Here is a 13515-nt window from a genome sequence, read left to right on the forward strand (position 1 = left end):
GGGATGAAAGGTTTTCCCGATCTTCCGCCCCTGTGGCTTGCGCTGTTTCTCGGCATCGGCTGGACCGTTGTGCAGATCTGGGGGCCGGGGGCCTTGGCCAACCCGACCACCCAAGGGGTGGCCGTGGGCGTCGCGGCCCTGGGGGTCGCGTTGATCGGCTGGTCCGCGTGGTGGTTCCGCCGCCACCGCACCACGATCGAGCCGCACCACGCGCCCACCGACCTGATCACCGGCGGCCCGTTCCGCTGGTCCCGCAACCCGATCTACATCGGCATGGCGGTGATCCTGGCGGGGGCTGTGATCTGGTGGGGCCGCCCGGTGCTGGGCATGTTGGTGCCCCTTTTCGTGGCGGTGATCGAAATCCGCTTTGTCCGCCCCGAGGAAGAGGCCCTGCGCGCGGCCTTTGGCGACCGGGCAGAGGCCTATTTCGCCCGCACCAACCGCTGGCTCTGACACGGTCCTCGCAATTCCTTGATTGGAAGTCGCCGGGCAGGGGGCCTATATTCAAATCATGACATTAACACGCCCCCTTCGCCGCGCCGCCCTGACCGCCGCCCTGACTACCGTCGCGGCCCTGTCGCCCCTGTGCGCCGCCGCCGATCCGGTGGTTGTGGAACTTTACACCTCCCAGGGGTGTTCGTCCTGCCCGCCAGCGGATGCCCTGTTGCACGATCTGGGGCAGGAGGCGGATATCATCGCGCTCGCCCTGCACGTGGATTACTGGGATTTCATCGGCTGGCCCGACACCTTTGCCCGCCCCGAACACGCCGCGCGGCAAAAGGCCTATGCCTATGGCACCGGCAGCCGCGTGGTCTACACGCCGCAGATGGTGATCAACGGCCAGACCTCCGTGCAGGGCAGCCGCCCCATGGAGGTGATGCAGCATATCACCGCGCACCGCGCCGCGTCGATGCCTGTAACCTTGCGCGTGGCCTCCACCCCCGAGGGCACGCAGGTGACTGGATCGACCGAGGCAGCGTTTGAGACTGCGGCAGAGGTGCATGTGGTGTCCTACTTGCCGCCGACCACAGTGCAGATCGGCCACGGCGAGAATGCGGGCAAGGCAATCACCTATAGCCACGTCGTGTCTGACTGGCAGACCGTGGGCACCTGGGACGGGGCACAGGATCTGGCCCAGACACTGCCCGCCGGGGTCGAGGGGCAGCACCGCGTTGTCCTGATCCAAGCCCCGGGTCCGGGGGCGATCCTGGGCGCGGTGCGTCTGGACTAGGGGGCGGCCGGCCGGGCCTGCGCCACGCCAATCATGCTGTCACGGCTGACAAGTGCTGCAAGGTCTGCCTCGGACCAGTTTTCCGTGCCCGCCGGCCGTTGCGGCACCACGATATAGCGCATGTCGGCAGTGCTGTCGTGGACGCGCACCTGTGTCGTGGCAGGCAGGGTCAGGCCAAACTCGGCCAGCACGGCGCGGGGTTCGCGCACGGTGCGGGCGCGGTAGGCGCGGGATTTGTACCAATCGGGCGGCAGGCCCAGCAGGTTGCGCGGATAGCAGGAACACAAGGTACAGACGATCACATTGTGCACCGCGTCGGTGTTTTCCAGCGCAATCAGACGCAGGGGGCCGATGTCATAGCCCATCTCGGCGCTGGCCTTGGACGCATCTGCAAGCAGCCGCGTGTGGAAGTCCGGGTCCACCCAAGCCCGCGCCACGACTGCGGCCCCGTTGGCGGGGCTGCGCGCGTCCATCGCGTCGATCTGGGCGGTCACAGCCTGGGCGGTGGTGACGCCCTTTTCGATCAACAACTCCCGCACGGCGATTTCCATGGTCTGCCAATAGCTCAGCGTTGCATCGTCGTCGGCGCGGGTGGGGTGCCCATTGTCGTCGTCGTGGTCGTCGTGAGGATGGTCGTGGTGGTCGTGGTGGTCGTGGGGCATGTCGGTCTCCGTCCCTTCGCATCGTGCCTATGGGGGCGGCGATGTCCAGTGCCAAGTGCTGGGCACGAAGCGGTGGATCAGTCGAGGGGCGGCAAGTCGGGCAAGTCTGGCAGATCGGGAAGCTCTGGTAGATCTGGAAGGTCCGGCAGATCGGGCAGTGCGCCTGCGTCGGGCAGGGTGGGCAGGTCCGGCAAATCCGGCAGGGCGCCCCCCTCAAAGGCCGCATCCATAGGCGCATCCATGGGGGTGTCCATGGGCACGGACGCTTGCGGTGCGGCGCCGGGCATGGGGGCGGACATCGCGGCGGGCATTGCGGCGGGGGGCGCGCTTGGGTTCGGGGGCGCCGCCATAGCCGGGGCCGCCCCTTCGCCGGACAGGTCCAGACAGATCGCCCGCATCCCGTTCAGCTGGCCCACCCGGCCCTTGGCCACCAGCGCGCCGCCGGGGCCTTCGATCTGGGCCTGTGTCACGCTGGCGCGGCTGACGGGCAGCAGATCACCGGCCTTCAGGGCCATAACCTCGTGCAGCGGCAGGGTCAGACGGGTCAGGACCACCTCCATCCGCATGGGCGCGGGGTCCACGGCCTGGGTCAGTTTCGCCTGCCACACCGGGTCCACGGGCGCGTTTGGGGTCGCGGCGACACCGGGCCGGATCACCGGGGGCGTGGCCCCTGCGGCGGTGGCGGGCAGGATCATCCAGACCGTCCCCTCTTTCAGGCCCGCACCCACGGACACCTCTGTGCGGAGCACGCGGTAGTCCCCCTCCTCCAACATCAGGATCAGGGGGCGGGGGTCCGGCAGGTTGGTGCCGTAGGTATAGCCGCGCGTCCAGCGATCCTCGGCCATCTCGGCGCTGCGTTCGGCAAATCCGGTCAGGATGCCTTCGACGAAATCCCGGGTCAGGGCGGCGTCGATGCGGGTCGTGCGGCGGGGCGTACGCGCGGCGCGGTCCACCCGGCCCATAGTCTGCACTTCGATCACCGCGTCCACAAGGCTGGAGGAGATCACGAGGACGCCGCGCGCCTCGGCCGGGCCATCAAGGACGGAAAACAGGGCGATATCGGGCAGGGCCTTGAGCACCTGCGATTGTTCCAACACCTCTGCGGTCTCGGCGTTGACCAGCAATTCCAGACCCGACAACCCCTCTGCCGATTGCACAAGGGCCTGTCGCAACGCCTTGAGGGGGTTCATCCCGCGCGCAGGTGGCGGCGCGCCGGCCCGCGCACCGGCCTTGCGGCGGATCACCGATAGCTGCTGTTCGTCCGACATGACACAATCCTCGCCCGGGCTGGCCCCCGTTTATGGGCGCAGCAAGGTAAAGATTTCGTTCATGGGCAGGCGGTTATTCCGCCGCGTCCCGCACCTGCTGCGCCAATGGCAGGGTCACGCGAAAGGCGGTGCCCTGTTGGCCGGGCAGATAGTCGATGGACCCGCCCAGACGCTGCATCACTTCGCGGCAGATCGCCAGACCCAGCCCCGCACTGCCCGCCGAGGCCTGATCGGTCAGGCGCGAGAACTTCTCGAAGATCAAATTGCGCGCCGCACTGGGGATGCCCGCGCCGTTGTCGGTGAAATCCACTGTCACCACGCCATCCCCCTGCCGCGCCACGATGCGCAGGGCAGGGGTGTCGTGGTCGCAATACTTCTTGGCGTTGGTGATCAGGTTGATGAACACCTGTGCCAGCCGGTCGCTGTCGGTGTGCAGGGGGATCTCTTCGGCCAAGGGGTCGCGGTACACCTCCAGCGCGTCCCGGGTGATCGACGACGACGAGGCCACGGCCCGGTCCAGCACCGCGCGCAGGGTCGTGGGCCCCGTGTGCAGCACCACTTGGCCGTTTTCCAGCACGCTGAGGTCCAGCAGATCGTCCAGCAAGCGGGTCAGGCGCAGGCTTTCGTCCTGTATGATGCCCGAGTAGCGGTGCAAGTCCTGCGGCGACAGGTCCCCGGACATCAGGATTTCCGAAAACGCCCGGATCGAGGTCATGGGCGTGCGCAACTCGTGGCTGACCTGACTGAGAAAGGCGTCCTTTTGCAAGGACAGGTTGGTCAGCTTGGTGTTGGCCTCGCGCAGTTTGCGGGCGGTGCGGGTCAGCTCTTCTTGCTTGGATTCCAACCGGGCCGAGTATTCCATGATCTGGGCCGCCTCGTCCGCCACGGCCATCAGGTCGTCCACGGACACAGAGGCCCCGCCCGTCAGCTGCCCGATCATGGCGTGGGCGGTGGCGGCCCCCACGGACCCGGCCAGTTCGCGTTCCAACGCTTCGATGAAATCGGGGGTGGGGTCGGGCAGATAGCCGTCCTTGCCTTGGGCCTGCGCGCCGGTCTGGAACAGGGCCTGTGCCTCGCGCGCGCCAAGGATGCGTTGGGCCATGATCAACAGGTCCTCGGACGCGGCCTTGCCCCCGCTCCAGCCGCGCGGGGCGGTGGAGTATTCGAACACGTTGACGAATTGCACGCCCTGCAACCGCTCCAGCGGGGTGGGGAAGGACAACAGGGACGCCGTGCAGAACGCCAAGGTGTTGACCCCCAGCGACAGCACCAGCGTGGTCAGCAGCGGATCTGCCGAGGGCAGGTTGAACAGGTGCGTGGGCCGCAGCCAGTCGATGCCAAAGGGGCCGTCCACGATCAGGCTGGTGGGGACCACGACCCCCTCCAGCACCGGCAGCAACATGGTGTAGCCCCAGATGCCAAACCCCAAAGAGATGCCCCAGGCCGCCCCCGCCCGCGTGGCCCCGCGCCAGAACAGACCGCCCAGCAGGGCCGGCAGCACCTGCGCCAGTCCCGCAAAGGCCACCAGCCCGATGGAGGCCAGCGCCACCGTGCCCCCGGTCAGGCGAAAGTAGAAATATCCCATGGCCATGACCGCCCCGATGGACACCCGCCGGGCGATCAGGATCACGTGGCGCACGTCGCCGGACACGGTCGCGCCCTGGCCCCGCGTCGCCAGCCATAGGGGCATGACAATGTGGTTCGACAGCATCGTGGCCAGCGCCACGGAGGCGACGATGACCATGGATGTGGCCGACGAAAACCCGCCCAGAAAGGCCAGCGTGGCCAGACCGTCCTCGCCCATGGCCAAGGGCACGGTCAGCACGAACAGATCTGGGTTCGACCCCGCAGGCAACAGGTCCAGCCCCACCACGGCGATGGGCACCACGAAGATGGAAATCGCCATCAGATACAGGGGAAAGGCCCAGCTGGCGGTGGCCAGGTGCCGTTCGTCGCTGGCCTCGACCACCATGACCTGAAACATGCGCGGCAGGCAGATCACCGCCGCCGCCGACAGGAACGTCAGCCCGACCCACCGTCCCGACGACGAGGTCCAGTCGGCGATCGGGCTGGCCTCGATCCGTTGGATCATGTCCGCAGGGCCCATGGCCACGCCCCAGACCACAAAGACGCCAACGGCCAGCAGGGCGGCCAGCTTGACAATCGCCTCGACCGCGATGGCGGACACGATGCCGTCGTGGCGTTCGTTGGTGTCCAGATTGCGGGTGCCAAAGAGGATGGTGAAGATCACCAGACCGATGGCGATCCAGAACCCGGTCTGCCCGGTGTCATGGGCAACCCCCTCCAGGTCGGCAAAGACCTCGATGGACAGGGTCACAGATTGCAGTTGCAGGGCGATATAGGGGGTGGTGCCGATCACGGCGAGGATCGTGACCAGCACCGCCAGCCCGTTGGACTTGCCATATCGGCTGGAAATCAGGTCCGCGATGGAGGTCACGCGCTGCGCCCGGCCCACCCGGACCAATTTGCGCAGCAGCCACCACCAGCCCAGAAACACCAGTGTCGGGCCCAGATAGATCGTCAGATACTCCAGCCCCGACCGGGCCGCGGACCCCACCGCGCCGTAAAAGGTCCACGCGGTGCAATAGATCGACAGGGACAAGGTGTAGACAAGCGGCGAGCGCAGCAGCCGCAGCTGCCCCCGCGCGGCGCGCCGTTCGGCCAGAAAGGCGATGACGAACAGGGCGGCGACATAGGCCAGACTGACAGCGATCAGACCGTTCAGGGACACCGTGTCAGTCCTTGTCCGTGATGGCGCGCGACGTGCGCGCCAGCCACAAGGCCAGCCCGATCAACAGCAGCCATGCCGAAAAGAAATAGGTCAGCCACGGGGCCGTCGCCCCCCGCGCATTGTCCGGATCTGACAAAATGATGTCCGGAAACAGCAACAGAACCGCCCCAAGGATCGGCAGCAGGCGCGCGGCATCGGCCACGCGGTTCTTGCGATAGGTCTCGCGTTCCAGAAACAGGGCGCGGGATTTCGGGGTCACGAGGTGGCGCCTTCGTACAGAGTCTCGACCGCCTCCAACACATCTTGGTTGGCAAAGGGTTTGGTCATGAACCGGGTGACGCCCAAGGCCTCGGCCCGGGCGCGGTCCTTGGTCTGGCCCTTGGCGGTCAGCATCAGGACAGGGGTCTGGCCCACGGCGTCATGCGCGCGGATGTCCGCAAGGATGTCAAAGCCCGAGCGCCCGGGCAGCATCACATCCAGAATGATCACATCCGCCGCTTCGCGGGCCACGGCCTCTAGGGCGGTGGTGCCATCGGAATGGGTTTTCACGCGCCACCCGTCGCGCTGCAAAATGAAACTGATGGCGACGATGATATTGGGCTCATCCTCGATCAGCAGAACCGTCTTGGCCATGTGGTCTTCCTCCCGGCGGGTTTGCCCCCGCGCATGGGGGCCAGTATGGGCGCGGGACGGGGGGCTGTCAAAACCAGATACGCCAAAGGCCAGATCCGCTAGAGGGTGTTTGCTGCCACCAGCGAGGGTTCGCGCCGCGCCAGACAGTCCCCACGGGGACACACCCGGCACGAGGGGCCGACGTGCAAGGGGGCCGGCAGGGGGGCCGCGCTCCGCTCGCCTGCGGACAGGCGGATCAGCATGGTGGCCTGCACCACGTCCCGAAGGTCCGGGTGGACGGGCAGGGCGATGGCCCAGGTGTCGAACTGCGTCCCGTCGGGCATCTGCACCCGGGTGTGCAGGGGATAATGCGGGCGGGTGATGGCCTGATACAGGGGCAGCAGGGGACAGCCCGGCGTCACAAGGGTGACGTTGAACCCGTCGATGGGCCGGCGGTAGGTCAGCGCGCCTGCGCTGTCGGTCTGGATCAGGCCCGCCTCGGGCAGGCCTTCGGTGCCGCCCAGCACCGCAAGGCGGCGCAGCACTTGGTCCAGGGGGCGGCCCGTGGCGTGGGCGATGGCAAAGGGATCGGCGGTGCCAAGGGCGGCAAGCTCGGGGGCGGGCAGGGCCTCTGCATCCGCGATATAGCCGCGCAGGTGCCGTTCCAGCACGAAGCGCAACATGGGGGCCTCTGCCGCCTCGGCCAAGATATCCGCGAGGGCCTCGGCCCCGCGCTGTTCCAAGGCGGGCAGGTGGTGGGCGTGGGCGTCCATGAAGGCGGTCAGCGCCTCGACCGGGGCGACGTAGCCTTCGCCCTGTTCCACCTCGGCCTCGAAATAGCTGACCATGTTTTCCGCAGCCTCGGCCAGACGGCGGCTGTCCTGATCCAGATTGGTGTGAAACCGGGCCAGCCAGTTGGGGTCAATCTCGGGGGTGCCTGCAAGGATCGACGCCGTGGAGCGGACGGCGGACACCGTCGACAACACCTCGTGCATGGCCGTGGACAGGGCGGGGTCGTGGGTCAGACGGTCGTTGAGCACGTCGATGGTGCGTTCCAACTGACCGATGCGGGCGGCCTGATCCCGGATCAACCCGGCCCATGGGGGAAGCGGCGGATCACCTCTTCGGCGGTGGCAAGGGCCTCGGGCGGCAGGCCGTGGCTGTCGGCAGCGCTGCGCATGGTGCCCAGCAGAACCTGATCCGCGCCCTCGACCAGTTCGGCGTGATCCACCTGCAAGGTCGCGGCGATCCGGGTCAGCAATTTGCCCGCGATTCTGCGCCTGTTGTGTTCGATCAGGTTCAGGTAGCTGGCAGAGATGCCAATATGTCGCGCCAGATCCGCCTGTCGCAGACCACGGGCAAGGCGGTGTTCACGGATGCGCGATCCGACGGGAAGGGATTGTACCAAGGGCGCCTCTGTTAACTCTTTAGCATTTCCAAGGGCTTTCTGCACATGCAAGAAAATCCGTTTACAGTTTGTGCGGTTGCAGCGTGTATTTGTTTACAGAATAGTTGTTTCCCCGCATAGGGTTGTTGCGCAGTTTTCTTTCTATCCGCGATACTGGGTATGTCTTGTAAAAGGACTGAGAACCGCGCCTTGGAGGAGGAGCAGGTCTCACATCTTAAAAAAGGGAGGGACTTTATGTCCAAATCTAACTTCTCGCGCCGCGGCGTTCTGAAGGCTGGTGCCGCTGGTGGTGCCGCGCTGACCTTGCCCACATATCTGCGTGCCGACGGCCACGCTGGCTTCACCAACGCGCCCACGGGCGACACTGTCACGCTGGGCTTCAACGTGCCCCAGACCGGCCCCTACGCGGACGAAGGCGCAGACGAGCTGCGCGCGTTTGAACTGGCCGTGGAACACCTCAACGGCACCGGCGCCGACAACGGGATGCTGGAAACCTTCAGCTCCAAGGCGCTGACGGGTCAGGGCATCCTTGGCAAGAAAGTCGAATACGTCACGGGCGACACCCAGACGAAATCCGACGCCGCCCGCGCATCGGCCAAGTCGATGATCGAAAAAGACGGCGCTGTGATGATTTCCGGTGGATCAAGCTCGGGCGTGGCTGTGGCCGTGCAGGCCCTGTGCCAAGAGGCAGGCGTGATCTTCATGGCCGGTCTGACCCACTCCAACGACACGACCGGTAAGGACCGCCGTGCCAACGGGTTCCGCCACTTCTTCAACTCCTACATGACAGGCGCGGCCCTCGCCCCGGTTCTGGCGGCCAACTACGGCACCGACCGAAACGCCTATCACCTGACCGCAGACTACAACTGGGGTTACACCACCGAAGAAGCCATCCGGTCCTCGACCGAGGCCATCGGCTGGAACACGGTCAACACCGTGCTGACACCGCTGACACAGACCGACTTCTCGGCCTATATCACGCCCGTTCTGCAATCGGACGCAGACGTTCTGGTTCTGAACCACTACGGCGGCAACATGGTGAACTCCCTGACGAACGCGGTGCAGTTCGGCCTGCGCGACCGTATGGTCAACGACAAGAACTTCGAGATCGTGGTGCCCCTGTATTCGCGCCTGATGGCCAAGGGTGCGGGCGCCAACGTGAAGGGGATCTTCGGCTCCACCAACTGGCACTGGTCGCTGCAGGACGCAGGGTCCCAGGCCTTCGTACGCTCCTTCGGCACCAAGTACGGCTTCCCGCCCTCTCAGGCGGCGCACACCTGCTACGTGCAGACCCTGCTCTATGCAGACGCCGTGCAGCGTGGCGGGTCGTTCAACCCCTGTTCCGTGGACGAGGCCCTTGCGGACTTCGAATTCGACGGTCTGGGCAACGGCAAGACCCTCTACCGTGCCGACGACCACCAGTGCTTCAAGGACGTGCTGGTCGTGAAAGGGAAAGAGAACCCGACCTCCGAGTTCGACCTTCTGGAAATCGTCGAAGTCACCCCGGTCGAGCAGGTCACCTACGACCACGACCACCCGCAGTTCGCGGGCGGCTCTCTGGGCACATGTAACCCCGGCGCATAAGCCTAGGTTACCGGTGGGGGCGCGTGCGTCCCCACCACCCCTCTCTCTTTGCTATCGCATCCCGGGCCAGGCCACGGGTGCATCCGCGGCAGCGGCACCAACTCTCCGAAGGTGGGACAATGGACGCAATTATTCTGCAAATTCTAAACGGGCTCGACAAGGGCTCTGCCTATGCGCTGATTGCGCTTGGCCTGACGCTGATCTTCGGCACGCTGGGTGTGGTGAACTTTGCCCACGGCGCGTTGTTCATGATCGGTGCCTTCTGTGCGGTGACGCTCAGCAACATCCTGACGCTGTCCCACACGGTGATCGACGAGACGCGGACCGACTTTCTGGGCAACCCCCTGAAGGTCGATGTGCCTTACATCTATGACATATTCGGCGAGGTGACGGGGGCGGCCATCATCGACTGGGCCGTGCCCCTGTCGATCCTGTTCGCCATTCCGGTCATGATCGCCATCGGCGTGATCATGGAACGGGGTCTGATCAAACACTTCTACAAACGCCCCCACGCGGACCAGATCCTTGTGACCTTTGGTCTGGCCATCGTGTTGCAAGAGATCATCAAGTACTACTACGGTGCGAACCCGATCCCCACACCGGCCCCGTCCGCGTTCATCGGGTCGTTCGACTTCGGCGCGATGCTGGGTCTGGGCGAGGGGTCGATCATCTATCCCTACTGGCGGATCGTCTACTTCTGCTTTGCCGCCGTGATCATCTGCGCGATCTTTGCCTTTCTGCAGTTCACCACCTTTGGGATGGTTGTGCGCGCGGGCATGGCCGACCGGGAAACCGTGGGCCTGCTGGGCATCAACATCGACAAACGCTTTACCATCATGTTCGGGATCGCGGCGGCGGTCGCGGGGCTTGCGGGGGTGATGTACGTGCCCATCAACAGTCCGAACTACCACATGGGCATGGATTTCCTTGTGCTGTCCTTCGTGGTGGTCGTTGTGGGCGGCATGGGGTCGCTGCCGGGTGCGGTTCTGGCGGGCTTCCTGCTGGGCATCCTCGAAAGCTTTGCCTCCATGTCCCAAGTCATCGACATCATTCCCGGCATCAATCAGGTGATCATCTATCTGGTAGCCATCATCATTCTACTGACACGTCCCCGTGGCCTTATGGGTCGCAAAGGCGTGATGGAGGACTAAGCCATGCTCGGTCTCAACAAAAAAGACGTGCGTCTTTTGATCTTGGTCGGGGTCCTTGTGACCTTCGCCCCCTTCTTCCTGAACCCCTTCCCCGAGGGCAGCGCCATGGCGCAGTTCAACGCGGGCTATCCTGACCTGATGCAGCGGTTCGTGATCTTTGGCATCTTTGCCATCGGGTTCAACATCCTGTTCGGCCTGACGGGGTATCTGTCCTTTGGCCACGCCGCGTTTCTGGGGGTGGGGTCCTATTCGGCCATGTGGATGTTCAAGCTGCTCGGCATGAACGTCCTGCCCGCGCTGGCGCTGGCGATCATCGTGTCGGGGCTGTTTGCGGTGCTGATCGGCTATATCAGCCTGCGCCGCTCGGGCATCTACTTTTCGATCCTGACGCTGGCGTTTGCCATGATGTCCTACTCGCTGGCCTATTCGGTTCTGGCCACGGACATGGACGGCCCGGACAAGCAGGGCCTGCTGCAAAAGGGGCTGACGGGGGGCGAAACCGGCCTGCAACTGACCCTGCAAGACCCGCGTATCCTGGGCAGCGTCGCGGCAGAGGATGGCAACATCCCCGTGCCCAGCCTGTTTGGCCTTGAAATGCGCTCCAGCACGGAATGGGCCGTGGGCGACTGGCTGTTCACCTTCTCGGCGGGCTACTACTTCTGCGCGGTGATCATGCTGTTGGCGTTCTATCTGTCGATCCGCATCTTCCGGTCGCCCTTCGGGTTGGTGCTGAGGTCGATCAAGTCGAACCAGCAACGCCTGTCCTACACGGGCATGAACCCCAAACCCTACATGCTGGCGGCCTTTGTGATCTCGGGCATGTATGCGGGTCTGGCCGGGGGCCTGATGGCCGCCATGGATCCGCTGGCAGGCCCCGAACGGATGTTCTGGACAGCAAGCGGAGAGGTGGTCCTGATGACCATCCTGGGCGGTGTCGGCACCCTGATCGGGCCGGTTCTGGGCGCGGGCGCGATCAAGTACATGGAAAACATCCTGTCCAAGATCAACTCCGAGATCCTGCACCAATGGTTCGCCTTCATGCCCGACGGCATCGAGAACTTCATGGTCGCCATCGTCTATCCCTTCATCGGCAAGGGCTGGCACCTGACCTTGGGCATCATCTTCATGCTGGTGGTGATCTTTCTGCCCGGTGGTCTGGTCGAGGGCGGTCAACGCATCGCGGCCCGGTTCCGCCGCAAGAAAACCGCCGAGGCTGACGCCGACGCCAAAACAACCCCCGCAGAATAAGGAGAGGATGCAATGGGTATTCTTGAAGTCAAAGGGGTTGGGAAACGCTTCGGCGGTCTGCAAGCCCTGGGTGATGTGAACCTCAGCATCGAGGACAACACCTGCCACGCGATCATCGGCCCCAACGGGGCGGGCAAGTCCACGTTGCTGAACTGTCTGGTGGGCAAACTGATGCCCGACACCGGGTCGGTCAGTTTCAAGGGGCAATCCGTGCTGGGCCGCTCCCCGCACGAGATCAACCAGATGGGCGTGTCCCGCGTGTTCCAGACGCCCGAGATCTTTGGCGATCTGACGGTGCTGGAAAACATGATGATCCCCTGTTTCGCCAAACGCGACGGGATGTTTCAAATGAACGCCATCGGCAGCGTGACGGGCCACCGGGACATCGTGGAACGGGCCGAGGCCATGCTGGAGGAAATGAACATGGCGGACAAACACGCCATGCAGGCCTCCTCCATGTCGCGCGGCGACAAGCGGCGGCTGGAAATCGGCATGTGTCTGGCGCAACAACCGTCCCTGCTGTTGTTGGACGAACCCACCGCCGGCATGGCGCGGGCGGACACCAACAACACCATCGACCTTCTCAAACAGATCAAGGACGAGCGCGACATCACCATCGCGATCATCGAACACGACATGCACGTGGTGTTCAGCCTTGCGGATCGGATCACCGTTTTGGCCCAGGGCACGCCCCTGGTCGAAGACACGCCGGAAAACATCAAGGGTCACCCCAAGGTGCGCGAAGCGTATCTGGGCGAGAACTCTGGCCAATAGCGTTTCTTGACCGTGCCTGGCCCGCAAGGGCCCGGCGCGAAAGTCGAGGAAGCAAAGGATAAACTCATGAATGTGAAACCCGATTTCAACAAAAACGCCAATGCGGCGGCCACGGCGCCTGCGTTCCTGTCGGTCTACGACATGCACGCCTACTACGGGGAAAGCTACATCGTTCAAGGCATCAGCTTCAACGTGCACGAGGGCGAGATCCTCGCCCTGCTGGGCCGCAACGGGGCGGGCAAGACCACCACCCTGCGCGGCATCGCCCGTCTGGACGACCCGCAGGTGACCCGGGGCGAGATCTGGCTGGACCACCAGCCCCTGCACAACATGTCGTCCTATCAGGCGGCACAAGCGGGCCTTGGACTTGTGCCCGAGGACCGGCGCATCATCCCGGGCCTGACGGTCGAGGAAAACCTGCAACTGGCGCAAATCGCGCCCCCCATCGGCTGGTCTATCGAGCGTGTGTTCGACCTGTTCCCCCGCCTCAAGGAACGCCGCACCCAAGAGGGCACGACCCTGTCGGGCGGCGAACAGCAGATGCTGTCCATCGGCCGCGCGCTGTGTCGTGACATCAAGGTGCTGCTGCTGGACGAACCCTACGAAGGCTTGGCCCCCGTGATTGTGGACGAGATCGAAAAGACCCTCATCCACATCAAGGAACAGGGCATGACCACCATCCTTGTGGAACAGAACGCCGTGCGCGCGCTGGAACTGGCCGACCGTGCGGTGATCCTGGACACCGGCGGCATCGTCTATGACGGTCTGGCCAAGGACGTTCTGGCAGACGCCGAACTGCGGGCCGAATACCTCGCCATCTAAGCC

14 protein-coding genes are annotated in these 13515 nt (G+C 64.7%); 7 read left to right on the forward strand and 7 right to left on the reverse strand.

The genetic code is table 11. The features are described 5' to 3' along the window. Window positions 1–3: 3 nt before the first annotated feature. On the forward strand, window positions 4–453 hold the full coding sequence (locus tag ACZ1G0_RS05395; protein WP_472736008.1) for a methyltransferase family protein: 450 nt from the start codon (window positions 4–6) through the stop codon (window positions 451–453). Between the two features lie 58 nt (window positions 454–511). After that, window positions 512–1231 carry a DUF1223 domain-containing protein gene (locus ACZ1G0_RS05400; RefSeq protein ID WP_472736009.1) on the forward strand — a complete coding sequence of 240 codons (720 nt, stop codon included), beginning with the start codon at window positions 512–514 and terminating at the stop codon, window positions 1229–1231. Here the strand turns inward: ACZ1G0_RS05400 and nthA are convergent. The 7 genes from nthA to ACZ1G0_RS05435 all read right to left on the reverse strand — a co-directional run bounded on the left by nthA (window position 1228) and on the right by ACZ1G0_RS05435 (window position 7933). Beyond that, window positions 1228–1893 (reverse strand): nitrile hydratase subunit alpha, encoded by a 666-nt coding sequence (nthA, locus tag ACZ1G0_RS05405; protein WP_472736010.1) that lies wholly within the window; start codon window positions 1891–1893, stop codon window positions 1228–1230. The two genes, ACZ1G0_RS05400 and nthA, sit on opposite strands and share 4 nt — an antisense overlap. Window positions 1894–1970: 77 nt before the next feature. Continuing rightward, window positions 1971–3161, reverse strand: a complete 1191-nt coding sequence (locus ACZ1G0_RS05410) for a FliM/FliN family flagellar motor switch protein (RefSeq protein ID WP_472736011.1) — start codon at window positions 3159–3161, stop codon at window positions 1971–1973. A gap of 73 nt (window positions 3162–3234) precedes the next feature. Beyond that, the gene (locus ACZ1G0_RS05415) at window positions 3235–5913 is read right to left on the reverse strand and encodes an ATP-binding protein (RefSeq protein ID WP_472736012.1); all 2679 of its coding nucleotides are present in this window, start codon (window positions 5911–5913) and stop codon (window positions 3235–3237) included. A gap of 4 nt (window positions 5914–5917) precedes the next feature. Beyond that, entirely contained in the window at window positions 5918–6172 is a 255-nt protein-coding gene (locus ACZ1G0_RS05420; RefSeq protein WP_472736013.1) for a hypothetical protein, read from the reverse strand. Continuing rightward, a complete protein-coding gene (locus tag ACZ1G0_RS05425; RefSeq protein WP_472736014.1) occupies window positions 6169–6546 on the reverse strand; it encodes a response regulator transcription factor in 378 nt (125 codons plus the stop codon). Before ACZ1G0_RS05425 ends, ACZ1G0_RS05420 begins: the two co-directional genes overlap by 4 nt. 98 nt (window positions 6547–6644) lie before the next feature. Next, a complete protein-coding gene (locus tag ACZ1G0_RS05430; protein WP_472736015.1) occupies window positions 6645–7616 on the reverse strand; it encodes a short-chain fatty acyl-CoA regulator family protein in 972 nt (323 codons plus the stop codon). After that, entirely contained in the window at window positions 7613–7933 is a 321-nt protein-coding gene (locus ACZ1G0_RS05435) for a helix-turn-helix domain-containing protein (RefSeq protein WP_472736016.1), read from the reverse strand. Before ACZ1G0_RS05435 ends, ACZ1G0_RS05430 begins: the two co-directional genes overlap by 4 nt. 234 nt (window positions 7934–8167) lie before the next feature. On the opposite strand from ACZ1G0_RS05435, the gene ACZ1G0_RS05440 reads away from it, so the two are divergent. The 5 genes from ACZ1G0_RS05440 (at window position 8168) to ACZ1G0_RS05460 (ending at window position 13512) form a co-directional block, all read left to right on the forward strand. Next, complete coding sequence (locus ACZ1G0_RS05440; RefSeq protein ID WP_472736017.1) at window positions 8168–9517, forward strand: substrate-binding protein; 1350 nt, start codon at window positions 8168–8170, stop codon at window positions 9515–9517. Between the two features lie 119 nt (window positions 9518–9636). After that, window positions 9637–10668, forward strand: coding sequence for a branched-chain amino acid ABC transporter permease (locus ACZ1G0_RS05445; RefSeq protein ID WP_472736018.1), 1032 nt, complete (start codon window positions 9637–9639; stop codon window positions 10666–10668). Window positions 10669–10671: 3 nt separating this feature from the next. After that, window positions 10672–11916 carry a branched-chain amino acid ABC transporter permease gene (locus ACZ1G0_RS05450; protein ID WP_472736019.1) on the forward strand — a complete coding sequence of 415 codons (1245 nt, stop codon included), beginning with the start codon at window positions 10672–10674 and terminating at the stop codon, window positions 11914–11916. 12 nt (window positions 11917–11928) lie between these two features. Then, window positions 11929–12690: an ABC transporter ATP-binding protein gene (locus tag ACZ1G0_RS05455; protein ID WP_472736020.1), complete on the forward strand. Its 762-nt coding sequence runs from the start codon at window positions 11929–11931 to the stop codon at window positions 12688–12690. Between the two features lie 66 nt (window positions 12691–12756). After that, on the forward strand, window positions 12757–13512 hold the full coding sequence (locus tag ACZ1G0_RS05460) for an ABC transporter ATP-binding protein (protein WP_472736021.1): 756 nt from the start codon (window positions 12757–12759) through the stop codon (window positions 13510–13512). Window positions 13513–13515 lie beyond the last annotated feature (3 nt).

The sequence above is a fragment of the Thalassobacter sp. HA4-2 genome (assembly GCF_055693705.1).

What these genes read in the sequence shown, in the direction of transcription:
- ACZ1G0_RS05450 (WP_472736019.1), top strand. Translation starts at nt 10,672, where the DNA reads ATGCTCGGTCTCAACAAAAAAGACGTGCGTCTTTTGATCTTGGTCGGG.
- ACZ1G0_RS05460 (WP_472736021.1), top strand. Translation starts at nt 12,757, where the DNA reads ATGAATGTGAAACCCGATTTCAACAAAAACGCCAATGCGGCGGCCACG.
- ACZ1G0_RS05455 (WP_472736020.1), top strand. Translation starts at nt 11,929, where the DNA reads ATGGGTATTCTTGAAGTCAAAGGGGTTGGGAAACGCTTCGGCGGTCTG.
- ACZ1G0_RS05400 (WP_472736009.1), top strand. Translation starts at nt 512, where the DNA reads ATGACATTAACACGCCCCCTTCGCCGCGCCGCCCTGACCGCCGCCCTG.
- ACZ1G0_RS05425 (WP_472736014.1), bottom strand. Translation starts at nt 6,546, where the DNA reads ATGGCCAAGACGGTTCTGCTGATCGAGGATGAGCCCAATATCATCGTC.
- ACZ1G0_RS05440 (WP_472736017.1), top strand. Translation starts at nt 8,168, where the DNA reads ATGTCCAAATCTAACTTCTCGCGCCGCGGCGTTCTGAAGGCTGGTGCC.
- ACZ1G0_RS05395 (WP_472736008.1), top strand. Translation starts at nt 4, where the DNA reads ATGAAAGGTTTTCCCGATCTTCCGCCCCTGTGGCTTGCGCTGTTTCTC.
- ACZ1G0_RS05410 (WP_472736011.1), bottom strand. Translation starts at nt 3,161, where the DNA reads ATGTCGGACGAACAGCAGCTATCGGTGATCCGCCGCAAGGCCGGTGCG.
- nthA (WP_472736010.1), bottom strand. Translation starts at nt 1,893, where the DNA reads ATGCCCCACGACCACCACGACCACCACGACCATCCTCACGACGACCAC.
- ACZ1G0_RS05445 (WP_472736018.1), top strand. Translation starts at nt 9,637, where the DNA reads ATGGACGCAATTATTCTGCAAATTCTAAACGGGCTCGACAAGGGCTCT.